At 63.2% G+C, this 21497-nt stretch carries 22 protein-coding genes and 1 tRNA gene; 11 read left to right on the forward strand and 12 right to left on the reverse strand.

Annotation, left to right across the window (positions count from 1 at the left end; translation table 11 throughout):
• Genes QFX32_00085 through QFX32_00100 form a run of 4 tightly spaced genes read left to right on the forward strand, consistent with a single transcriptional unit; the run spans position 1 to position 4560 of the window.
• On the forward strand, positions 1-2640 hold the full coding sequence (locus QFX32_00085; protein MDI9632444.1) for a DNA-directed RNA polymerase subunit A': 2640 nt from the start codon (positions 1-3) through the stop codon (positions 2638-2640).
• Between the two features lies 1 nt (position 2641).
• Positions 2642-3817 (forward strand): DNA-directed RNA polymerase subunit A'', encoded by a 1176-nt coding sequence (gene rpoA2, locus QFX32_00090; GenBank protein MDI9632445.1) that lies wholly within the window; start codon positions 2642-2644, stop codon positions 3815-3817.
• Positions 3817-4107, forward strand: coding sequence for a 50S ribosomal protein L30e (locus QFX32_00095; GenBank protein ID MDI9632446.1), 291 nt, complete (start codon positions 3817-3819; stop codon positions 4105-4107). Before rpoA2 ends, QFX32_00095 begins: the two co-directional genes overlap by 1 nt.
• Before the next feature lie 6 nt (positions 4108-4113).
• The gene (locus tag QFX32_00100; GenBank protein MDI9632447.1) at positions 4114-4560 is read left to right on the forward strand and encodes a NusA-like transcription termination signal-binding factor; all 447 of its coding nucleotides are present in this window, start codon (positions 4114-4116) and stop codon (positions 4558-4560) included.
• A gap of 166 nt (positions 4561-4726) precedes the next feature.
• Here QFX32_00100 and QFX32_00105 read toward each other — a convergent pair whose 3' ends face one another.
• The 4 genes from QFX32_00105 to QFX32_00120 form a co-directional block, all read right to left on the reverse strand.
• Positions 4727-4978: a hypothetical protein gene (locus QFX32_00105; GenBank protein MDI9632448.1), complete on the reverse strand. Its 252-nt coding sequence runs from the start codon at positions 4976-4978 to the stop codon at positions 4727-4729.
• A gap of 97 nt (positions 4979-5075) precedes the next feature.
• Positions 5076-5150, reverse strand: a tRNA-Arg gene (locus QFX32_00110).
• A 131-nt stretch (positions 5151-5281) separates the two neighbouring features.
• A complete protein-coding gene (locus tag QFX32_00115) occupies positions 5282-5674 on the reverse strand; it encodes a DUF473 domain-containing protein (GenBank protein MDI9632449.1) in 393 nt (130 codons plus the stop codon).
• 5 nt (positions 5675-5679) lie between these two features.
• Complete coding sequence (locus QFX32_00120) at positions 5680-6408, reverse strand: proteasome assembly chaperone family protein (GenBank protein MDI9632450.1); 729 nt, start codon at positions 6406-6408, stop codon at positions 5680-5682.
• Positions 6409-6445: 37 nt separating this feature from the next.
• Here QFX32_00120 and QFX32_00125 point away from each other — a divergent pair, with 37 nt between their 5' ends.
• On the forward strand, positions 6446-6763 hold the full coding sequence (locus tag QFX32_00125; protein MDI9632451.1) for a DUF5611 family protein: 318 nt from the start codon (positions 6446-6448) through the stop codon (positions 6761-6763).
• Positions 6764-6776: 13 nt separating this feature from the next.
• On the opposite strand, the gene leuS is transcribed toward QFX32_00125, so the two are convergent.
• The 4 genes from leuS to QFX32_00145 form a co-directional block, all read right to left on the reverse strand.
• Positions 6777-9533, reverse strand: a complete 2757-nt coding sequence (leuS, locus tag QFX32_00130; protein ID MDI9632452.1) for a leucine--tRNA ligase — start codon at positions 9531-9533, stop codon at positions 6777-6779.
• Positions 9534-9594: 61 nt separating this feature from the next.
• Complete coding sequence (locus QFX32_00135) at positions 9595-11490, reverse strand: PINc/VapC family ATPase (protein ID MDI9632453.1); 1896 nt, start codon at positions 11488-11490, stop codon at positions 9595-9597.
• 6 nt (positions 11491-11496) lie between these two features.
• The gene (gene hisI / locus QFX32_00140; GenBank protein ID MDI9632454.1) at positions 11497-11880 is read right to left on the reverse strand and encodes a phosphoribosyl-AMP cyclohydrolase; all 384 of its coding nucleotides are present in this window, start codon (positions 11878-11880) and stop codon (positions 11497-11499) included.
• Between the two features lie 4 nt (positions 11881-11884).
• Positions 11885-12676: an A24 family peptidase C-terminal domain-containing protein gene (locus QFX32_00145; GenBank protein ID MDI9632455.1), complete on the reverse strand. Its 792-nt coding sequence runs from the start codon at positions 12674-12676 to the stop codon at positions 11885-11887.
• A 364-nt stretch (positions 12677-13040) separates the two neighbouring features.
• Here QFX32_00145 and QFX32_00150 point away from each other — a divergent pair, with 364 nt between their 5' ends.
• On the forward strand, positions 13041-13454 hold the full coding sequence (locus tag QFX32_00150; protein ID MDI9632456.1) for a hypothetical protein: 414 nt from the start codon (positions 13041-13043) through the stop codon (positions 13452-13454).
• A 146-nt stretch (positions 13455-13600) separates the two neighbouring features.
• A complete protein-coding gene (locus QFX32_00155; protein MDI9632457.1) occupies positions 13601-14704 on the forward strand; it encodes a 4-vinyl reductase in 1104 nt (367 codons plus the stop codon).
• A 28-nt stretch (positions 14705-14732) separates the two neighbouring features.
• On the opposite strand, the gene QFX32_00160 is transcribed toward QFX32_00155, so the two are convergent.
• From QFX32_00160 to QFX32_00175, 4 genes are all read right to left on the reverse strand, one after another.
• Positions 14733-14933 carry a hypothetical protein gene (locus QFX32_00160; GenBank protein ID MDI9632458.1) on the reverse strand — a complete coding sequence of 67 codons (201 nt, stop codon included), beginning with the start codon at positions 14931-14933 and terminating at the stop codon, positions 14733-14735.
• Complete coding sequence (gene minD, locus QFX32_00165) at positions 14930-15715, reverse strand: cell division ATPase MinD (GenBank protein ID MDI9632459.1); 786 nt, start codon at positions 15713-15715, stop codon at positions 14930-14932. The genes QFX32_00160 and minD overlap by 4 nt, the downstream gene beginning before the upstream one ends.
• Before the next feature lie 67 nt (positions 15716-15782).
• Positions 15783-16382, reverse strand: coding sequence for a hypothetical protein (locus QFX32_00170; GenBank protein MDI9632460.1), 600 nt, complete (start codon positions 16380-16382; stop codon positions 15783-15785).
• A gap of 6 nt (positions 16383-16388) precedes the next feature.
• Entirely contained in the window at positions 16389-17066 is a 678-nt protein-coding gene (locus tag QFX32_00175) for a hypothetical protein (protein ID MDI9632461.1), read from the reverse strand.
• 152 nt (positions 17067-17218) lie between these two features.
• Here QFX32_00175 and QFX32_00180 point away from each other — a divergent pair, with 152 nt between their 5' ends.
• Genes QFX32_00180 through QFX32_00195 form a run of 4 tightly spaced genes read left to right on the forward strand, consistent with a single transcriptional unit; the run spans position 17219 to position 21493 of the window.
• Positions 17219-17569: a roadblock/LC7 domain-containing protein gene (locus tag QFX32_00180; GenBank protein MDI9632462.1), complete on the forward strand. Its 351-nt coding sequence runs from the start codon at positions 17219-17221 to the stop codon at positions 17567-17569.
• A gap of 7 nt (positions 17570-17576) precedes the next feature.
• On the forward strand, positions 17577-18290 hold the full coding sequence (locus QFX32_00185) for a roadblock/LC7 domain-containing protein (protein MDI9632463.1): 714 nt from the start codon (positions 17577-17579) through the stop codon (positions 18288-18290).
• A gap of 42 nt (positions 18291-18332) precedes the next feature.
• Entirely contained in the window at positions 18333-20573 is a 2241-nt protein-coding gene (locus QFX32_00190; GenBank protein MDI9632464.1) for an ATPase, T2SS/T4P/T4SS family, read from the forward strand.
• Complete coding sequence (locus tag QFX32_00195) at positions 20570-21493, forward strand: type II secretion system F family protein (protein MDI9632465.1); 924 nt, start codon at positions 20570-20572, stop codon at positions 21491-21493. Before QFX32_00190 ends, QFX32_00195 begins: the two co-directional genes overlap by 4 nt.
• The last annotated feature ends 4 nt before the right edge of the window (positions 21494-21497 follow it).

The following is a 21497-nucleotide window of genomic DNA, read 5'->3' on the forward strand; positions in this document are numbered from 1 at the left end:
GTGCCCAGCCCCAAGAGAATAGGGAAGATCGAGTTCGGTCTCCTCTCCCCAAAGGAGATCCGCACGATGAGCGTCCGGAAGATCATATGGGCCGACACGTACGATGACGACGGCTTCCCGTACCCGCAGGGCCTGATGGACCTGCACCTCGGCGTGATCGACCCGGGACTCCGGTGCAAGACCTGCGACCAGAAGGCGAGCGACTGTCCCGGCCACTTCGGCCACATCGAGCTCGCAAAACCCGTCATCCACGTCGGTTACACGCGCCTGATCCGCAAGCTCCTCAGGGTGACCTGCAGGAGCTGCAGCAGGCTCCTCCTCTCGCCCGAGGAGATCGAGAAGGTCGTGGGGACGGAGGACGACCTCACGGGCGACGTCCTCTCCGAGAAGGACATCAAGAAGGAGAGGGTCTGCCCCCACTGCGGCGAGCAGCAGCTCAAGATTAACTTCGAGAAGCCGACGACGTTCTCCGAGATCTACGTCGAGGACGGGAGGAAGATCGAGCACAAGCTCACGCCGGCGGACATCAGGGCCCGCCTCGAGAAGATCCCGGACGAGGACCTCCGGCACCTCGGGATAAACCCGGCCGTCGCGAGGCCCGAGTGGACGGTCCTCACCGTCCTCCCTGTCCCGCCCGTCACGATGCGGCCCTCCATCATCCTCGAGAACGGCCAGAGGTCCGAGGATGACCTCACCCACAAGCTCGTGGACATCATCAGGATCAACCAGCGCTTCAAGGAGAACCAGGACGCGGGGGCACCCCAGCTCATCATCGAGGACCTCTGGGAGCTCCTGCAGTACCACGTCACCACGTACCTCGACAACGAGGTCGCGGGGTGCCCCCCCGCCCGCCACAGGAGCGGCCGGCCCTTAAAGACCCTCTCCCAGAGGCTGAAGGGCAAGGACGGGAGGTTCCGCGGCTCCCTCTCGGGCAAGAGGGTGAACTTCTCCGCGCGGACGGTCATCTCCCCCGATCCCAACCTGAGCGTCATGGAGGTGGGAGTCCCCCTCGCCGTCGCGAACGAGATGACCCTCCCGGTCACCGTGACGCCCTACAACATCGAGGAGCTCCGCCAGATGGTGAGGAACGGCCCGTTCCGGCAGTCGATATCCCAGCCGTGCGGCGCCAACTACGTGATCCGCCCTGACAAGAAGAGGATACGGCTCGCTGAGGGGAACCTCGAGACGGTCGCCGAGATGCTCGAGCCCGGCTGGATCGTCGAGCGGCAGGTGAGGGACGGGGACATCGTCCTCTTCAACCGGCAGCCCTCCCTCCACAGGATGAGCATCATGGCCCACCGCGTGAAGGTGATGGACGGCAAGACCTTCCGCCTGAACCCCGCGGTCTGCCCGCCGTACAACGCGGACTTCGACGGCGACGAGATGAACCTCCACGTCCCCCAGACCGAGGAGGCGAGGGCAGAGGCTGCCATCCTCATCGCGGTCGAGGAGAACATCCTCTCGCCGAGGTTCGGGGGACCCATCATCGGCGGGATCCACGACCACGTCTCGGGCATCTTCATGCTCACGAACCAGCTCCGGTGGCACACGAAGAGCGAGGCGCTCTACCTCCTCAAGAACATCGACGTCGATCACCTCCCGCCGCCGGGCAAAGTGGAGAACGGCGTGCCCTACTGGAGCAACAAGCAGATCTTCTCGATGGTCCTGCCAAAGGAACTCAACATGGTCTTCCGCGCGAGCTCGTGCCAGAACTGCGAGACGTGCAAGAGGCAGCAGTGCGAGCGCGACGCGTACGTCCGGATCATCGACGGGAACCTCGAGTCCGGGACGATCGACAAGAAGGCCATCGGTGCATTCGACGGCCAGATCGTGAACCGCATCATCAGGCAGTACGGCATGAGGAGGGCCGCCGAGTTCATCGACGACATCACCCACCTCGCCATCAGGGCGATCATGCTGAACGGGTTCTCGTTCGGGATCGACGACGAGGACCTCTCGAAGACCGAGTACGGCCAGATCGAGGAGGTCATCTCCCACGCCGTGTCTGACGTGCAGCGGCGGATACGGATCTACGAGGACGGCCAGCTCGAGGCGATGCCCGGCAGGACGCCGGAGGAGACCCTCGAGATGCAGATCATGCAGGTCCTCGGGAAGGCGAGGGACAGGACGGGCGAGATCGCGGGCCGCCACCTCGGGCTCGGGAACAGCGCCGTCGTGATGGCGGTCTCGGGCGCGAGGGGCTCCATGCTGAACCTGACCCAGATGGCAGGCTGCGTCGGCCAGCAGTCGGTCCGCGGGGAACGGATCATGAGGGGGTACGAAGAGCGCACGCTCCCCCACTTCAAGAAGGGTGACCGCGGGGCCGCGGCGCACGGGTTCATCTCCCACAGCTACAAGTCCGGTCTCAACCCGACCGAGTTCTTCTTCCACGCGATCGGCGGCCGCGAGGGTCTCGTTGACACGGCGGTCAGGACGTCGCAGAGCGGGTACCTCCAGCGGCGGATGATCAACGCGCTCCAGGACCTCAAGGTCGCGTACGACGGGACAGTGCGGACGACCGGCGGGCGGATCATCCAGTTCTGCTACGGCGAGGACGGGACCGACCCGATGAAGAGCAGCTTTGGGGACCCCGTCGACGTCAAGGGGATCGTGGAGAGCGTGCTCAAGGAGGAGGTGTGAGATGAAACCGGAGTTCGAGGAGGCGATCGCGGCCGCAAACCTCCCCGAGAAGACGAAGGAGCAGCTCCGCAAGTACCTCGGTGACCGCGAGGTGACGGAGGAGCAGTTCCGCACGATCATGGACAGGGTGATCCGGGAGTACATGAACACCCGGATCGAGGCGTGCGAGGCGGTGGGGATCATCGCGGCCCAGTCGATCGGGGAACCGGGCACGCAGATGACGATGCGGACGTTCCACTACGCGGGCGTGGCGGAGATCAACGTCACCCTCGGCCTGCCGCGCCTCATCGAGATCATGGACGCGAGGAAGGAACCGAGCACCCCCACCATGACGATCTACCTCGAGGGCGAGTACGCGACCGACAGGGACAAGGCACGCGAGGTGAGCTGGCAGATCGAGGCGGCCCCGCTCCACGAGTTCGGCGACATCACCATCGACATGGAGAATATGCAGATCCACGTCCAGCTGAACACGCAGGTCTGCGAGAAGAGGGGCATCGCGGTGCGGGACATCCTCGAGATCGCGCCTCGGAAGATCAGGGACCGGCGGCACTACCGCGACTTCGACTGCGAGGCAGACGAGAAGGGCGCGAGCATGGTCTTCATCCCCAAGGACAGGGAGAGCTACCAGAACCTCTTCCAGCTCGCCGAGCACGTCCGCAACGTGATAGTGCAGGGAATCGACGACATCGAGAGGGTCGTCGTCCGCAAGGAGAGCGGGGAGTATATCCTTTATACCGAGGGCTCCAACCTAAAAGACGTGTTCGAGGTCGAGGGCGTGGACACGACGAGGACCCGCACGAACAACATCAGCGAGATCGCCCAGGTCCTCGGCATCGAGGCTGCGCGGAACGCGATCATCCACGAGGCCCTCTCGACGCTGAGCGAGCAGGGTATCCTCGTCGACGTGAGGCACATCATGCTCGTCGCCGACATGATGTGCATGGACGGGGAGGTCAAGCAGATCGGGCGCCACGGGATCGCGGGGGAGAAGGAGAGCGTCCTCTCCCGCGCGGCGTTCGAGGTGACCGTGAACCACCTGCTGGACGCGGCGATCACGAACGAGGTCGACGAGCTCTCGGGCGTGACCGAGAACGTCATCGTCGGCCAGCCCATCCAGCTCGGTACAGGCGACGTGAAGCTCATCGCAAAACCACTCAAACTGGGAGAATCGTAATGGATTTCAATGCATCCTTGAGGAGAGCCATCAAGACGGGGAAGGTCCTCCTTGGACAGAACATGACCGCAAAATGCATCGAGAGCGGTTCGGCCAAGATGGTCGTCGTGGCCAAGAACTGCCCCGAAAAATTCTTGAAAATGCTGAAATCAAGGGAAAACCTCTTCGTGCACACGTACGACGGCTCGAGCGTCGCGCTCGGGAAGGCCTGCGGGAAACCCTTCACGGTGAGCGCTCTCGTCGTGGTCGACCCCGGTGAGTCCGATATCCTCAGTCTCAAGAAGGCCTGAAGGGACATGCCAGAAGTACTCTTAAACGAGGATTGCATGCGCCTGATGTCGCAGTTCGAGAAGCTGACGGGCGCGGGGAGCAGGGACTGCATCATCGACGAGCGGAACAACCGGGTCATCTTCGTCATCAATCCCGGCGAGATGGGCCTCGCAATCGGGAAGAGCGGCGCGAGCATCAAGAAGGCGATGGAAGTGATGGGCAGGAGGATCGAGGTCGTCGAGTACGCCCAGAACCCCGAGCAGTTCATAAAGAACTGCTTCCTGCCCGCGAAGGTGGTATCTGTCGTCTTCTCGGGGGAGGGCGAGAAGCAGGTTGCCCAGGTCGAGGTGAGGGATGAGGACAGGGGCCTTGCGATCGGGAAGGACGGAAAGAACATCTTCAAGGCAAAGAAACTCGCCCAGCGCCAGCACAACATCGCGGACGTCCTCCTCGTCAACCGGCAGCAGGCCTGAAGGGGCGGGAAAACCCCCTCGCATCCTTTTATCGTCCCGCGTGATGCCGGGGGTCCGGTACCGATACCAACCGGCATGAAGCGGCCGGCCCCATTCCCCCCAGAATGACATCCGACGGTGGGAGAGGCCCACGTCCAGTCAGGGATCTCTTTTCAAGGTCAACTTTTCAAGGTTTCACTTCGCGCTCCGCCCCCCTCTCTTCCTGCCCCCGGGGCGGAACTGCGCAGACGGACGAGAGGAACGACTGGATGTCCCGAAGGCGGAGGGTGATGTCGTGGAGTTTCTGCTCGAGGTCCCGCAGGTCGTACTGGATGTCCCGGAGATCGTTCTTGATGCTCTCGATGTCGAAGAACGCGTCCTCGATCTCCGCGATCGCCGTCTCCAGCACGTTGTCGGTCTCGATGCACCCTTCCCTCATCTCTCCTCACGTACATTCCATCTTCCCCCGGGACGAAAAATAGTTGTTCTCGCTGTGCCGCAAATCCCGGGGAAAACGCGGAGGGGGACCACGGGAACGGGCCTGGAGGGATTTGAACCCTCGACATCCGGGTTAGAAGCCCGGCGCTCTGTCCTGGCTAAGCCACAAGCCCCCTTCTGATCCCCTGCCGTTATTCATTTATGAACGGGCGGGTAATTAATCGTTCTTCCGCGGCAGCGCGCGGAAAAATGGGGGGAACGTGGAAGGGAGAAAGGTGGGGGAGCGCGCCCCCCGGGGGTCTCATCACCCGGCGTGGTAGCATGCCGTCTTCATCACGTCGACAGTGACGGGGCGCGCGTACCCCTCGAATGTCACACTCTTCACGGTCGATCCCCCGAGGCACCGTACCTTGATCCGCGCCGACATCCTCTCCCTCTCCTCGTAGTGGAGGCCGTGGGAGTATTCCATGACCCTCTTCATCGTGATGGAGAGCGAGAGGACCTCGACGACTATCCCCGTGTCGCCGGGGGAGAGGTCCTCGAGGTCGACAGACGTCATGAACACGAGTTCGCCGGGATTGATGCCGGCGAGGGTGACCACGTTGTGCGTGCTCTGGAGTTCCAGTGTCCGGGCCTTCCCCTCCCGCAATTCCCTGATGATCTGGGGAGATATCCCGGTTATCGCGTAGCATTTCATCGTGATCACCCGTACATCGGCAGGTGCTCTTTCTTTGGCATCGTCTCGGCAGACTTGACCTGCTCGGCGAGCTTCTGCATGGTCGACTCGATCTCTTCCGCCTGCTCGATGAGGGGCTGGACGTCGAGGTTGATGCCGTACATCTTGTTGAGGACCTCGATCGTCGCCGCGGATGCCCTCGGGTCCGGGGCATTGATCGTCTCGCCGAGGAGGCCGAACCCGGGGATGTTGCGTATCTTGCATTCCATGAGGATGCTGCTCGCGATCCCCGAGATGCTCCCGATGGGGAGGATGATGGTCGAATCCTGGATGCGCTGGAGGGCTTCCTCGCTGCTCGCCACCCCGAATACCCTCTTTTCAGGCTCGTTCGTGATGATGCCCGCGATCGTGACGACTTCCCGCACCTTGAAGGGCTCGAGCCAGTCCATGATCCCGTTCGCGACCTCGTAGCATATCATGGGGTGGATGGGGATGTCCGCGACGATGGCAGAGATGTTCCCCTTCTCGTAGACCCTCACGGGGACGTTGACGACCCCCTTGTTCATCATGGCGAGGGGTGGGAAGAACCTGCTGTTGATGCTCCCGATCTGCTCGAAGTTCAGCTGGTCGACGAGGTACTGGAGCGCGATGCTCCCCACCAGCCCGCTGCCCGGAAACCCCATGAGGACCGTCGACCCCTCCGTGGAGAGGGGACGCGAGTATATCTTGATATCCGGTTTTGAATCTGGAGACATTACCTTAACATATTCCGGTGACCCTTAAAAAAGTATTATGCAGGAGTATCCAGTCAAAAGGGGATATTACCGCGATCTGCCCGGGTCGATCGAGAGGGAACTAGAGAGGTGCTTTGGGGTGAAACCCGAGAGGGAGGGTGACCGTTTCCGGATCGCCTACGGGGCACTCAGACTCCTCGAGGCGGCACCCGGGAAGGATGGCAAGACCCTCGTCGTCCACACCGAGTCGGATATCGGGGCGCCCGACGACGTGATCCTCGACACGAACAAGCGGTTCCGGTCGTTCCTCGACGCGGTGACAGGGTACTCGACGAAGGAGAGGATAAAGAAGGCGAAGGGGGAGCTCCTCGAGTAGCGGGATTTCCGCCCTACTCGAAGATGATCGCGGGCTTGAGCGGGAGTGCCATCTTCGCCCTCGGGTGCGAAGACCGGTCGGCGCCGGTGACGGTGACACTCGTGCCGGTCTCCCTCTCGAAGAAACCGCGTGCGGCGAGGAAGACCTCCCCCTCGTCGAGTCTCCCCCCGACGTAGCTCTCCACGATCCCGGGCGGGAGGCGGTGGATCAGCGCCGTGCACTGCTTTGCGGTCTCCGCGGCCTCCCGCCCCATCTTCCTGAACCGCTCGTCCTCCATCACCTTCCGTATCGCGGCGTTCCGGTCCGGCGAGCGGGCGATGAGCGCGAAGATCTCGCGCTTCCACGGGGGTGCGAGGCATATCGTGAGCGAGGATGGCGTAAACTGGAGGACCTTGCGGATCGACTCGATGTCCTCGATGGTCCGCTGGAGGAGCTCCTCGGCGACCTCGAGCGTCCCGTCGACCTTGCCCGGGTCCGGAACCGGCCACGCCGCGTAACTGACGAGCCCCTCGCCCCCCGCCTCCTTCCAGAGCCTCTCGCACGTGAAGGGGATGAACGGCGCCATGAGCCGCGTCCACGTGGAGGCGAGCTCGCGCAGTGCCCCCCCGCCGCCCTCCCCCGCGGCGGTCCGCCTCCTGTACCACTTCAGGTCGGCCTCCACCGCGTAGAACGCGGCCTGGAGGGCCTGCCTCGTCTGGAACCTCTCGAGCGCCTCGGTCGCCCTCTGGATGTGCTGCTGGAGCCGGGAGAGGAGCCACGCGTCCGCCGTGCTCATGGATGCCGGGGCGTTGCGGCACTCCGCGACCGTCGATGCGAACCTCTCTATCTGCCTCCGCGTCGAGGAGACGAGCTCGTTCCTCCAGTCGAAGTCCTGCCACGGTTCTGCGCTCCCCACGAGGAACATCCGGACGGTGTCGGCACCGAACTCGTCGATCGCGTCCTCGAGGAGGACGACGTTCCCCTTCGAGGAGGACATCTTCGCCCCCTCGAGGAGACCCATCCCGAAGACGACCATCCCCCTCGGGAGGCAGGAGGCGGGGAAGATCGCCACGTGGTGGAAGAGCTGGAACGTGAGGTGGTTGGAGATGAGGTCCTTTGCGGAGAACCGGTAGTCGTAGGGGTACCAGTAGAGGAACTCCTCCCGCATCTTCAGGAGATCCTCCTTCCGCGGGTGGTCCGGGCATTCCTTCCCGAGGAAGAGGTAGTCGAAGACATCGGGCGTGAGCTCTTCGGGGGAGAACTCCTTTAAGTGGTGGGCGATGGTGTAGTACGCCATGTAGACGGTAGAATCGCTGAGCGGCTCGATCAGCCACGCCGGGTCCCACGGGAGGCGCGTGCCGAGGCCGACGCGGCGCGTGCAGGCCCAGTCCTTCAGCCACTCGACGGTCCGCTCGAACTCTGCCCTCACCTCGGGGGGAACGAGCGACATCTCCCTGAGGTGGTCGCTCACCCTCGCTTTCCACGCGGGGTCGCTGTACCCGAGGAACCACTGGTCGTGGAGGATCTTTATGAAGACCTGCCCGCCACAGCGGCACACGACCGGCCGCGTGTCGAATTCGTACATGTACGTGGAGGAATCGTTCGAGACCAGCATCTCGCCCACGCGCTCCCGGGCCTCGCGGACGGTCATGCCGCCGAACTCCGGGAGGAGCCTCCCCGACGAGAACTCCGCGGAGTAAACCTCCTGCGTGATCTCGTCCATCCTCGGGTCGTTCTGGTCCTTCACCCCCGCCCTCTCGACGGCATCCTTCGCGGGGAACTCTCCGTACCCGGGGACCTCGATGAGCCGCACGGGCTTGATGTGCGTGTAGAGCCCGCGGGACTGGAGGTCGCGCAGGGCGATGTAGTCGAAGGGCGCGTGCCCCGGGACGCTCATGACCATCCCTGTCGCCATCCCCGGGTCAACGAACTCGGCGGGGAGGATGGGCACGTTGCCGCAGAGCCTGTGGGAGACCGCCTGGTCCACGAGGGCGGAACCCGGGATCTCCTCCTCGACCGACACGGCGTGGTCCTGGTACGAGAGCTTCTCCGCGGCCTCCCTGCTCACGATCCACGGGACGCCGTCGACCCTCGCCCGCACGTACGTGGCCCTCGGGTTGACCCAGAGGTTCGTGACACCGTAGATCGTCTCGGGCCGGAGGGTCGCGGTGGGGATGAACGCGTCCTTCCACCGGAACATGACGAGGACGAACCTCTGGATCTCGGCCTTGTCCCCCTCGAGGAGGTCGTGGTCGCCGACCGGGTTGTCGCACTGGGGGCAGAACCGGACGGGGTGGGCCCCCTTCCTCACGTGACCCCCCTCGTGGAGGTGCTTCCACTGCCACTCGATGAACTTGCTGTACTGCGGGTCGACCGTCGTGAAACGGCGCCTCCAGTCGATGGAGAGACCGCACCGCCGCATCACCCTCCGGTATTCCTCGGAGAAGTACCGGACGATCTCGAGCGGGTCCACGAACCGCTCGAGGGTCGCGGGGGGGACCTTGTAGAGGTCGCGGTAGAGCCGCACCGCCTTCTCGTCGCCCCTCGCGATCCGCTTCGAGATCCCTATCACCGGCGCCCCCGTGACGTGGAATGCCATCGGGTAGAGGACCTGCCTGCCCCGCATGCGCCAGAACCGCGCGATCACGTCCGGGACGATGTAGGTCCTCCCGTGCCCCACGTGCATCGCGCCGCTCGGGTAGGGGTACGCGACCGTGAGATAGAACTTCTCCTTCCCCGAGGGATCCGGCTCGAACGCGTGCTCCCACGCCGAGATGCACTCCTCTTCCATTGCCCGCCAGTCGTGTGAACTCACCGTCGAATCACCTCCCGCGAGATTCCCCGTCCCCGCCCTACACGGGCCGCAGGCGGATCGTGTCGCCGTCGTTGTACCGCTTGATCAGTTCCTGCGCGATGGTCGAGTTCTTCGCGAGGTGGATCTCCCCGCTGTCGCTCACCGTGGCGGTGAAGAGGTACTCCTTCCCCGCGAAGACGTCGACGATCTTGCCGCTGTGCTCTGGGCAGGAGATCGTGAGCTGTTTCTTGTCCACCCGTATCTTGACGCCGCCCCCCACGTGGAGTTCCTCTTCCCCGGGTGCCGCGGCCTGCGCCTTTTCGAGTTCGCTCCTCGGCCGGATGTCGATCCCTATCCCGAGCTTGTTCACGATCGCGGCGATGTTCTTCCCGCCCTTCCCGATCGCGGCGGGGACGTCCTTGTCCTCGATGTACACGACAGCCTTGCTGTCGGAGAGCATGTGGACATCCACGTACCCGTCCGTGAACCGCCCTATCTCCCTCTGGATGTCCTTCTCGAGGACCTTCCAGTGCGGTTTCTCCTCCTTTGCCGGTGCTGCCGGCGCGGTGGGTGCCTTCAGGGGCTGCGCGGGCGCGGCGGGGACAGGGCTCATGACCGGCATCACGATCGTCTCCCCGTCGTACTTGAAGATCTCGAAGACGATCTCGCCGGTCTCATGGTCCGTGACGGTGGTGACGGGGCGGAGGTTGATCTCGCTCGACATCCCCTCCGGGACCTTGATGGTGAAGCCGATGTCGTAGATGTTCGTGATCTCGCCCTTCTCGAGGAAGATGATCGTGTTGATGATCTGCGGGAGGACGCCGAAGTCGACGCGGTCAGAGAACCTCTGGAGGGCGTCGTGGGCTCCTATCGCGTGGATCACGCCTATCATCCCGATCCCCGCGAGGCGGAGGTCTGCAAAGACCCTGAAGTCCTCGTCCCGCCGGACCTCGTCGAAGATGACGAAGTCGGGCCGGACCAGCATCAGGACCTCTGCCGTGTGCGCCATGCTGCCGTCCAGCGCCGTGTACTGGGTAATGTGGTCGGGGACCTGGAGCTCGCGCGGGGCCTCCATCGTCTTGACCACGTAGCCGTTCTCGGCGAGGTACGTGGCGATGCTCTGGGCAAGAGTGGTCTTCCCCGCGCCGGGCGGCCCCGCGATGAGGAGGCCGCGCCTCTCCCCCGTGATGCGGTTCTTGATGATCGACGCGTTCCTGAACTGTTCCAGCTTCACGTCAGCGATCGGCCGCACGGCCGTGATCTCCATGCCGTCGGAGAACGGGCGACGGGTGATCGCGATCCGCATCGACCCGATCTGGACGACCGTGACCCCCCTCTTCTCGAGCTCGATGAACCCGTCGGGGTGGCGCTTCGCCCGCTCGAGGATCTCTTGCGCGATGCTCCGCAGCTCGTACTCCGTGAGGGGCTGGTCCCTGATCTTCTCGAGGCGCATCTCCTTTATCGTCCCCTTCTTCGCCATCGGGGGGACCCGTTCCTTGAGGTACACCGCCATTGTGTGCTCGTCGAAGAACTGGTCTATCGCGAGGGGTGCGAATCCCTCGACCTGGGGCCGAAGGTACGTGACGTCCAGGCCCTTGGCCTTCGCGACCTCTGCCTGGACGGTGTCGCTCGTGATGAATTTCGCCCCGTGCTCAAGCGCCGCGCTCCTGATGAGGGCGTCTATCTCCCCGCCGCTCGCGAGCTTCACCTGGTCGAGCGTCGGTCTCTCCCCCACGAACTTGAGGGTGATCGTCCCCTCGGCGGCGAGCCTGCACAGGGCCTGCAGTTCGGTGAGGCCGAGGAAGCCGATCTCCCTCCCCTGGTTCGCCTGCGCCTCGAGCTCTGCGACCACCGCCTCGGGTATGACTATTGTTGCACCCTTGTATTCACCCGATTGTATCATGGAGGTGATACGACCGTCTATCACCACGCTTGTATCCGGCACGATGATCAAAAAATATCACCGTTTATAGTCTTGTTGCTCCCCTTTATTAGCATATACCTTCGCGGGGTCGAACACCCTCTCCTGCAGGATCTCGCCGTCGAGCGTCCTGTAGAAGCACGAGGGGTACCCCGTGTGGCATGCTGCCCCCGTCTGCTCGACGAGGTAGAGGACCGCGTCGCCGTCGCAGTCGACGAGGATGCCCTCCACGCGCTGGAAGTGCCCGCTCTCTTCCCCTTTCTTCCAGATCTTCTCCCGGCTGCGGGAGTAGTAGTGGGCAAACCCCGTCTCCCGCGTGAGGTCGATCGCCTCCTTGTTCGCGTACGCGAGCATCAGGACATCCCGTGTCCGGGCGTCCTGGACCACCACCGGCACGAGCCCGTTGCTGTAGTGCAGCTCGATCATGTCAAGCACCTGTCGCGACCTCGATGAGAACGAAGAGGAGGTCCCCCGCGAAGAGCGCCGCGAGGAGACCTGCCGTGAGGGGAACGAGGAAGGGAATCCCGTACGAGATCCAGACGGTCCCCGCTCTCCGGAACAATTCCATTTCGCGCGCGTACTCTCCGGGGTTGTTCTTGAGGTCCCTCGTGTAGAGTCTCCCCTTCCCCGAGACCATTCTCCCAATCGCCTCCCCCGGCCGGATGAACCGCCTCTCGATCCTCCCCCCCTCGCCCTCTCTCACCTCCTCCATCACGAAACCGAACGCGTCGGGCAGGGAGTCCGCGGGCACGGGGAACCCGAGGAACGCGTAGGGGAACGGCCCCCACCTCCCGTGCGCCGCGTTCCACGAGAAGATGAGGAGCGGCGTGCAGAGGTTCAGGATGAGTGCATTCGTGAGGACCGAAAACGGGAGGAACCCGAGCGGCGGGACCCCGAAGAGCGGCTCGAACGGGAACGCAGGGACCGATACGCAGAGGAAGATGAGCGCCCACGCGTCTGCACCGCCAAAGAAGTTGAAGGCAGCAAACGCGTAGAAGATGACGGAGAAGACGAGGACGAGCGCGAGAAAGTACGCGCAGAGTCCCCACAGGCCCCTCTGGAGGAGGGAGAGGTAGAACCACGCGGCCATGGGCACGGTCACCGCGAGCATCGGGTACCACGTCCGGAACGGGACGCGCCGTTCCCTGATGTCGCGGAACGAGGCGTAGAGGAACGTGCAGGAGACCGCGGCGGCGCTTACGGCGAGGGGGACGATCATGGATACAGATATATCGTGGGATGCACAGGTTGATATGTATGGCCCCGGCGGTCACCCGGGAATTGGCTCTTCGCGGCCCGAGGCCTCGCGGTCCGGGCGTGCCGCGGGGACGCGCCGGGATTGAGGGAAAGGGGGGTGCACTCTCCTGACGAGCAGGGAAATCCTCGAGTCCGTCATCGCGGCGTCCGCAGGCGAAGGCCCGTTCCCCTTCCCGCGGGCCCTCTCCCACGCGCGGGAGAGGTCGTTTTCCGGGATTGCCCGCGCGAGGGAGAGACAGGGGGATTTCTACCTCCTCTTCCTCGCGGGGGAACCGAAGGGCGCGGTTCTCCACGATTCGAAGGGGACGCTCTTTGGGAACAAGGCGGTGTACCTCCTCAAGGGAAACGAGAATTTCACGCTCTTTCCCGCGAAACCGGAGATAGTGGAGAGAATCGTCCTTGGCTGCCGCATATTCGACCAGGAGATCCTCAGGCGTATCCTGCCCGTCGACCTGCCCGAGGTGAGGAGGGAGGGAGAGGGGGGGGCGGGTGTATTCTCCGTTGTCGTGGTGGAAAAAGGTGTCCCGCTCCCCGGCTACAGGGTCTCTATCAGGAAGGAAGGGCAGATAGTCGGGAATGACTTCACCCGCGCGGACGGGAAGGTCTCGTTCCGCCTCCTCTACGGGAAGTACGAGTGCATCGTCCACTCCCGCGACCTCTCGACGAGGGTGTACGAGTTCGAGTTCCACCCCGGCCTCCACAACAGGCCGGTCACCCTCGACATCGGCCACTCCGTCTGACCTGTCCTCCCTGCAGGTAGAGGGAAAGGCGCATCCGAAGCGGCGAACGGTCCTCTTTTCCCCGCGGGAAAGGGCGGCCTGTATCCATTTTTTAAGCGCAACGTTTAGGTTTGGCAGGGGAGAGATCAGGTACGAGTCAGATTGGTATGAATAAGGAGGACTTCGAGGCCATCCTCAAGGGGACGAGGGACATCACCGCGTACATGCAGGTGAACCCGGCCGAGGGCACGACCACCTGTTTTGGCGTCAGGACCGCGAGCAACCCGGACTACCTCGTGAAGGCATTGTACGAGATGTACGAGGCCAACCTCGACAGGAAGCTCGCGAACAAGGCGATGCGGAAACTCTTCCGTTCGGTGGGCCACGGGTCTGTCGGGCTGGACAGGCTGCTGCGCAAGCTCGGTCTCGCCCTGAAACCCGAGGAATTCCTGATGCTCGTCTTCAAGCTGCAGCACCAGCAGGGGTGGGGCGCCCCCATGGAACTCGTGGAGGCGTCCGAGAAGCGTATCGTGGTCCGGTGCAAGCAGACGTTCGAGTCAGTCGTCCTCAGGGACTGGAAGATGCCGGTGTGCGGGATCCACCAGGGGTGGATAGAGGGGATACTCAGCGCGGTCACGGGGAAGAACTGGTACTGCCTCGAGAAGAGCTGCCACGCGCAGGGTGACCCTTACTGCGAGTTCGTGGCAGACCAGGTCGAGCCGAGCTGGAAGTACAAGGCAGAGGCTGTCGTGAGGGGGGAGTCGGCCATCACCGAGTTCATCGAGCACAAGCCGCTCCAGGGCAAGATCCACCTGATCGACGAGCCAGTCGTGATGATGCCCCGCTTCATCTTCACGTCGATGATGAATTCCCTCATCAAGACGATGGGAGAGGCTCCCGCGGGGGGCGTCAACTACAGGGCATACATGGAGATGGGAAAGGAGAACGTCGCGCACTACAAGAAGATGGGGATCACGAACCCTAACACCCTCGCGGACATGGCTTTCACGTTCTACTCGCAGATGGGGTGGTTCAGGATCATCAGCATGGAGTGGAACGAGGAAGCGAAGACCAAGACCATCACCCTCGAGCACACCGTCGAGTCGGAATCCTTCGGGCAGGTGGGCAAGAACGTCTGTTTCTGCACCGCGGGGCTCCTCGCGGGGATCGTGGAGGGGGCATTCGGGGTCAAGGTCCAGGCAAGAGAGGTGATGTGCCGGTCGCGCGGCGACCCGCACTGCGTCTTCCAGGTAAAGGACCGGCAGCAGTGAGAGAACAGTTGAATTTTTTTCCTGCCCTTCAGATTTTTATCTTCTTTATCATCTGTTCGACCGTGTTGATGAGCGTGTCCAGTTCGGAGTCCGAGATCCGGAGCCGCGACTGGAGGACCTCAAGGTCCCGCGTGAGCTGCCGGATGCGCACGTACATGAAAAAGACGAGGACGAGGAGCACGACGATGACGATGCTCGCGGAGAGGAGCAGGACCTGTTCGATCGTCATTTCTTCCCCCTGAACAGCACCTTCGAGAACCGGTCGATGAAGCTCTCCCGGCCGATCCCCTCCCTCTGTTCCGTCGGGATGCCCGCGAGTTCCGCCGCGATGTTCCTGAACGCGACCGACGCGGGCGACGCGGGGAACTTGATCACCACGGGAGTCTTGTAGGACGTTGCCTTCCTGATGTTGGGGTCCTCGGGAACCGTCCCGATCACCCTGACGCCGAGGACCTTCTCCATCTTCTGGGTCATCACCTCGGACCTCTCGATCCCCGCCCGGTTGACGATGACGCCAAAGACGTGCCCCCCGATGACCTCCGTGAGGATCTTGGTCTTGAGGGCGTCCACGATGGAGGAGAGCTCGGGATTCACGACGAGGATGACGTCGTCGGCGACCGCGAGGGGGATGATGCCGTCCCGGCTGATCCCGGCCGGGGCATCGATCAGGAGGAAGTCGCAGACCTCGACGAGATCCTTGAGCGCGTCCTTGAGGAGCTCGGGGTTTGCCTGCTGGAACCCCTGCAGCGAAATCCCGCTCGGGACGACCTTCACGCCGGCAGGGCCTTCGTATATCGCGTCATGGATGTGGGCTTTGCCCGCGAGGACCTCGTGGAGCGTCACGGGGACATCCTCGAGCCCGAGGGCGAGGCCGAGGTTCGCCATCCCGATATCGGCGTCCATGATGATCGTGTTCTTCCCGAACTCGGCAAGGCACGTCCCGATGTTCACGGTAGCAGTTGTCTTCCCGGTCCCCCCCTTTCCGGACGCAAAAGTGATGACCCGGACCATTCACCCCTCCGTGGGGAAGATCTTCCCGCTCTTTATATAAAAGACTGGTGAAAAACCCATGGATGCCCTACACCCATCTCCCGAGGAGGGCGCCGATATCTTCCTGAAGGGAAGAGAGGGTCCCTTCGGGGACGGACCCCACGCCCTCCACGATGCCGAGGAGTTCGTTCTCGCGGTAGCGCACGGGGAAGGAAAAGACGTCCCCCTCTACGGGCAGTGTCCCCGTGAGCCTCGCGTAACTCACGCGTGCGGCAAGCTCGTCTGCAGGTGCTTTTCTGCTCGATGCGACCACGAGGCCGTCGGGCGTGGAGAGCGTGAGGGACCGGAACCCGTAGATCTCCGCGATACGGCTTATCCCCGACTCGATGTCGGGTGCATCGCGGTCCGGGTCGAATTTTTCCCGGGCACGGGATTCTGCAGGGGCGACGGGCGGTTTTCCACGCACCGCGGACTCGGGGACCGGTGCTGCGACACCCGCCTCTCCGGCACGTTCAGCGCGCCTCGTGGCCGAGACGGGCCGCAACCCTTCCACGAGCGCGATCAGGGTATCCATCTTGTACGCGAGGCGGACGGTGTATATCACGCTCACGAGCGAGAGGAAGAGGATGATCCCCGTCAGGACGAGAGCGACGAGGAGGAGGAAGAGGTCAAAGGAGACGGGGTCCATGCTCCCCTACCCCTCTCCCCTCTCCTCGTTGTCGGCGACGAGGTAGCCGAGCTGGAGGCGTTCGACCATCAGCCTGCAGTTCTCCCTGATCTTCCTCGTCATCGTCTCGAGGTCCATCGAGTCGAGGGCATCGAGGTCGTCGGGCCTCAGAGTGAACCCTTCGCGTGCGACCACGTCCCACTCTCCCACATCAGCCGGAGGCTCTCCACCGGTATCACCTTGCGTCTCCCCGCCACCTGGTGGAGAAACAGCTTCCGGTCCCTGCCGTCCCTGCGGGGTCTCCTCCCGGGATACTGCCTCTGCCCGGCCCTCCTTTCCCTCTCCCCCTGCCCCGCTCCCAACCGGGGGTGAACTCTTCTCCCCGAGGGGAATCTCCGGGTGACGGACGACGCAATCCCCGTTGAATTCGCGTGCGAGTGCGAGCTGCGCGGGGGTGAGTTCAGAGATCGCGACGTCGGCGGTCTGTTCGAGGAGTCCTGAGATGAGCCTCATCGCGTTGTCGCCGTGGACGGTGTCGACGCTGGCGAGGACGATCCTCCCCGCTTCCATCACGATCTCGATGCACCTTTCCTCGCTGGAGAACGTGCATATTCCCGAGAACCGGTCGGCACCCATACGGGCGAGAATGTCACCGATCCTGACCCCCCTCTCCAGCGACCGGAATCTCCCCCTCGGTAGTTGCATCGTAAGGAATTGAGTGCACACGTGGTGATAATGCTATTGGTGAAAGGAGCGGGAATCCCGTGAAAATCGACATGGAATCGCGCGAGGTACAGAAAAAGATTGCAAAGTTTTTTATTATATATCGGGAGAGATACTTTGAGTCAAAGGTGGCAATGATGCTGAAACAAATTTTAAACGAATTTTTGAAGATCGACGGGGTGTCTGCGGCGGTCGTGGTGGGTCGGGACGGGTTCGTGATAGAGAGTGCGACGACGGGGAAGATGGACATCGACGCACTGGGGGCGATGGCGTCGACGGGGCTAGGGACGTCTGAAGCGATGGGAAAGGAGCTTGGGAAGGGGGAACTCCGGCAGATGATTGTCGAGCTCGAACAGGGCCCGATCCTCATGTCCCTCCTCTCCCCCGAGGAGATGATCGCGATCGTCGCATCCAACGAGGCGAACGTGGGGAGGATCCGGTACGAACTGAAGAAGAACAAGGAACGGCTCGTGGCCGCACTCTGAAAATGCCATGAAATTTCCAAGGGGCACGTACATCGGCGTCGCGAGAGACCCCCTCACCGATGCCGCATCGGGCGGGACGAAACCTTTCTCCGGGAGGGTGGAGGTCCTCACCGCGACGGGGGCCGGGCTCTTCCTCGTGAGGGAAGGCGAGGTCATCGCGGCGTGTTACCGGGAGAAGGGCAGGGAGCTTCACGGCAAGGAAGCCCTCGCCTACGTCATGGGGGGCAGGGGGGGAGATGCCCTCGAGGCGCGGTTCATCCAGTACAGGTACGGCCCGGAGGAGTTGGCCCTCGCCCTCGAGCTCTGCTCGGAAAGGGGGCTTTCCGTCGGCGCAAAGGGTGCACCGGCCCCTTCCCCGGGGACGAGGCTCGACGAGAAGGCCCTCCAGCGGCTCGCCGGGCTCCGGGGGGTCCGGGCAGTCATCGCGTTCTTCGAGGGGTTCCCCGTCCAGACGGCGGGGACCGGGGACTTCGAGAAGATCGCGGCGCTGGGAGAGGATTTCATGAGGAGCGCGGCGAAGGTCGCGGGGGAGATCGAGCTCTTTGGGCTGGAACAGGTGACCGTCGAGGGGCCGGGGGGTGTGTGCCTCTTTGCCCGCGACGGTGACCTCTCCTTCTGCGTCCTCGCCGACAGGACCGCGCACCTCGGGATGATAAGGCTCGCGCTCGGCACCGTCCGCAAAGAAATGTTTCATGGTGTGGGGGGAGATACTATCACCTGATTAGGTATTGTATCGTCGGGCGAGGTGAAGCGGGTCCAAGAGATGACATCTGACTCAAAAAAGAAAGGACTGTTCGACTCCCTTTTCGGGAAAAAGGAGGGGAAAAGGGAAGGAGAAGCGGGGAAGGCAGGCGGAGCCACCGATGTGAATCTCCCCTCGAAGGGTGAGAGGCCTGACCTCCAGGGCCTTATGGAGAGGATCGGGCTTGCGCAACGGGGAGACGGCGGCCCCGCGGAAAAGCCAGCCGGAACGACCGCACCCCCGGAAACCCCGCTGGCCGGCAGGGAGACTCCCGGCCAGTTCCCGCAGGCGGCGGAGGCACCTCCTCCCGCGGAAAAAGGGAGGGAGGTAGAGAGGGAAGGCCGTCCGGTCCGCCCCCCCACCTTCGCGCCTGCGAAAAAGAGCACTGAACCCAGCGGGAAAGAACCGCGGAAGGAGCAGGGCAAGGGGACCGAGAAGGAGCCAGTTATCTCCGTCGAGGACATCGACGACCTCTCGGGGCTCATCCTCCCGAAGGGCGCGACCTTCACGATCGACGAGATACGGCTCCCCCCGAAGAGCGACATTTTCAAGTTCAAGGGTACCGGCGACCTCGCCGGGGCAAAGGACCTCGGGAAGGCCGACCTGCTCGACACGGGTATCAAGAAGGTCACGGAGGCCGCGTCCGAGGTACAGAGAGAGCAGGGAGTGGGGAGCATCCTCGCGAAGCTCAACCCGCTGAACGTGATCCACAGGCCCCCCGTGGAGTACAACCCGCGGACGCACGGCCCGCTCGTCGACCTCACGTTCCGCCCGCGCCCCGGGGTGGAGCTGATCGAGGTGTACCCGGTGAACGAGCCCTACGCGTACGTCCGGATCACCTACGACAACGCGACCCACGAGTACTTCTACGAGGTCCTCGAACCCAAGCTCACGCCGGCCGAGAACGCGCTCTTCCTCGACATCAAGGAGCGGATCTTCGAGAGGCTCGATATTAACACGCAGAACGTCGCCGACGAGATCGCGAAGAAGACCCTCCGCGACGTGACCGACGAGATCATCCGGGATTACGGGATCACGCTCAGCCCCGTCCAGAGGGAGAAGATCCTCTACGCGATGTACAAGGAGTTCCTCGGCAACGGGATGATCGATGCCGTGATGCACGACAGGTACATCGAGGACATCTCCTGCGACGGCGTGAACACGAACCTCTTCGTCTTCCACAACCGGTACGAGTCCATGCGGACGAACCTCGTGTACAGGAGCGCCGAGGAACTCGACTCCTTCGTGATCAAGCTCGCCCAGCGCGCGGGGAAGTACATCTCGATCTCCGAACCCATGCTCGATGCAACCATGAGCGACGGGTCGCGCATCCAGATGACGCTCGGGTCCGAGGTGACCGCGCACGGGTCGACCTACACCATCAGGAAGTTCAAGGACGAGCCGATCACGCCGACCGACCTCATCGAGTGGCGCACGTTCTCACCCCTCTCCATCGCGTTCTTCTGGCTCGCCGTCGAGAGCGGGAAGTCCTGCATATTCGCGGGCGGCACCGCGTCGGGAAAGACGACCTCGCTCAACGCGATCTCGCTCTTCATCCCGCCGCTCGCGAAGATCGTCACCCTCGAGGACACCCGGGAGCTCAAGCTCCCCCACCCGAACTGGATCCCGAGCATCACGCGGACGTCCTTTGACGCCTCGGGGAAGGGCGAGATCGACATGTACGAGCTCCTCCGCGCCGCGCTGCGGCAGAGGCCCGAGTACATCCTCGTCGGCGAGGTGAGGGGGAAGGAGGCGCTCACCCTCTTCCAGGCAATGAGCACGGGGCACGTCACGTACTCGACGATGCACGCGGACTCGGTGGCGAGCATCGTCCACAGGCTGGAGAACCCGCCCCTGAACGTCCCGAGGAACATGCTCTCGGCCCTCGACCTCATCTCGGTCCAGGTGCAGGCCCGGGTAGGGGGCCAGAGGATCCGGCGGAACAAGCAGATCATCGAGATCCTCGACATCGACCCGAGGACGAACGAGCTGATCACGAACGAGGTATTCCGGTGGCACCCCGCGACGGACGAGATCACGTACTCGGGCAAGTCCTACGTCCTCGAGGAGATCATGGAGTCGAGGGGGTGGGACGAGGAGAGGATGAAGGAAGAGCTCAAGATGAGGCAGGAAGTCCTCGAGTGGATGCGCATCAAGAAGATCAGGCACTTCCGTGACGTGAGCAAGATCCTCGTCCAGTACTTCCGCGACCCGGCGCGGACAATCGAGATGGTCAGGGCCGACCTGTACGGGGAGCCATGAACAGCTGGGAACGCCTCGCGTTTCGGTTATTCGGGAAGTTCGCGGAGGAGAGGAGGGACAAGTACGCGGCACTCCGCAGCGACCTCGTCACCGCGCGGATGAAGGTTCCCTTCGAGGTCTACCTCTCGACCGCGTACCTGAGCTCGTTTACCGCCGGCGCGGTCGCGTCGGTCGTCCTCGGTCTCGTCACGTACATTTTCAACATCCCCTCCATGATCAAGTACCACGGGGCCGTCCCGGAGTTCATGCTCTTCATCTCGCAGTACAGCCTGATCATCGGGACGGTCCTCGCGGTCGTCATATCCTTCGTGGTCGTCGGGGGGATCACCTTCCTCGTCTTCCTCGTGTACCCGAGCATCGTCGCGGGGAACCGCCGCAGGAACATCGACGCGACCCTCCCCTACGCGATCAACTACATCACCGCGATGTCCACGGCCGGCATCCCGCCCGCCGAGATCTTCCGGCAGCTCGGGAACAGCCCGATGTACGGCGAGAGCGCGGTCGAGGCACGCTTCATCGCGATGGAGATCGACCTCTTCGGGAGGGACCTCCTCGACGCGCTCAGGCTGATATCGGCAACGACGCCGAGCCTCCGGATGAAGGAGTTCCTGCAGGGGGCGATGGGGTGCATCTCGGCGGGGAGCAGCCTGACGGAGTACTTCAGGACGAAGGCCGAGCAGTACTCCCTCGAGAACAGGCAGACGCAGAAGCTCTTCCTCGACACCCTCGGCCTCATCTCGGAGTCCTACGTCACCGCCATGGTGGCAGGACCCCTCTTCCTCATCATCCTCCAGTCGATCATGTCGATCCTCTCGAAGTCTTCCCAGCCCATCTTCCTCTACATCATCATCTACATGATCATCCCCTTCGGGAGCCTCATGTTCGTCATCCTCATCAGCTCCATGACGCCGGAGGGGTGAAACC

Origin of the sequence: Methanolinea sp. (assembly GCA_030055515.1) — an archaeon.
In the GTDB taxonomy this organism is placed as follows: Archaea; Halobacteriota; Methanomicrobia; order Methanomicrobiales; family Methanospirillaceae; genus Methanolinea_A.

Bases quoted from the DNA above. Each gene is read 5' to 3' on its own strand.
- QFX32_00155 (MDI9632457.1), top strand. From the start codon at position 13,601: ATGAATAAGGAGGACTTCGAGGCCATCCTCAAGGGGACGAGGGACATC.
- QFX32_00105 (MDI9632448.1), bottom strand. From the start codon at position 4,978: ATGAGGGAAGGGTGCATCGAGACCGACAACGTGCTGGAGACGGCGATC.
- QFX32_00095 (MDI9632446.1), top strand. From the start codon at position 3,817: ATGGATTTCAATGCATCCTTGAGGAGAGCCATCAAGACGGGGAAGGTC.
- QFX32_00185 (MDI9632463.1), top strand. From the start codon at position 17,577: ATGAAATTTCCAAGGGGCACGTACATCGGCGTCGCGAGAGACCCCCTC.
- QFX32_00115 (MDI9632449.1), bottom strand. From the start codon at position 5,674: ATGAAATGCTACGCGATAACCGGGATATCTCCCCAGATCATCAGGGAA.
- QFX32_00160 (MDI9632458.1), bottom strand. From the start codon at position 14,933: ATGACGATCGAACAGGTCCTGCTCCTCTCCGCGAGCATCGTCATCGTC.
- QFX32_00120 (MDI9632450.1), bottom strand. From the start codon at position 6,408: ATGTCTCCAGATTCAAAACCGGATATCAAGATATACTCGCGTCCCCTC.
- QFX32_00100 (MDI9632447.1), top strand. From the start codon at position 4,114: ATGCCAGAAGTACTCTTAAACGAGGATTGCATGCGCCTGATGTCGCAG.
- minD (MDI9632459.1), bottom strand. From the start codon at position 15,715: ATGGTCCGGGTCATCACTTTTGCGTCCGGAAAGGGGGGGACCGGGAAG.
- QFX32_00180 (MDI9632462.1), top strand. From the start codon at position 17,219: ATGATGCTGAAACAAATTTTAAACGAATTTTTGAAGATCGACGGGGTG.
- leuS (MDI9632452.1), bottom strand. From the start codon at position 9,533: ATGGAAGAGGAGTGCATCTCGGCGTGGGAGCACGCGTTCGAGCCGGAT.
- QFX32_00125 (MDI9632451.1), top strand. From the start codon at position 6,446: ATGCAGGAGTATCCAGTCAAAAGGGGATATTACCGCGATCTGCCCGGG.
- QFX32_00195 (MDI9632465.1), top strand. From the start codon at position 20,570: ATGAACAGCTGGGAACGCCTCGCGTTTCGGTTATTCGGGAAGTTCGCG.
- rpoA2 (MDI9632445.1), top strand. From the start codon at position 2,642: ATGAAACCGGAGTTCGAGGAGGCGATCGCGGCCGCAAACCTCCCCGAG.
- QFX32_00170 (MDI9632460.1), bottom strand. From the start codon at position 16,382: ATGGACCCCGTCTCCTTTGACCTCTTCCTCCTCCTCGTCGCTCTCGTC.
- QFX32_00145 (MDI9632455.1), bottom strand. From the start codon at position 12,676: ATGATCGTCCCCCTCGCCGTAAGCGCCGCCGCGGTCTCCTGCACGTTC.
- QFX32_00175 (MDI9632461.1), bottom strand. From the start codon at position 17,066: ATGCAACTACCGAGGGGGAGATTCCGGTCGCTGGAGAGGGGGGTCAGG.
- QFX32_00190 (MDI9632464.1), top strand. From the start codon at position 18,333: ATGACATCTGACTCAAAAAAGAAAGGACTGTTCGACTCCCTTTTCGGG.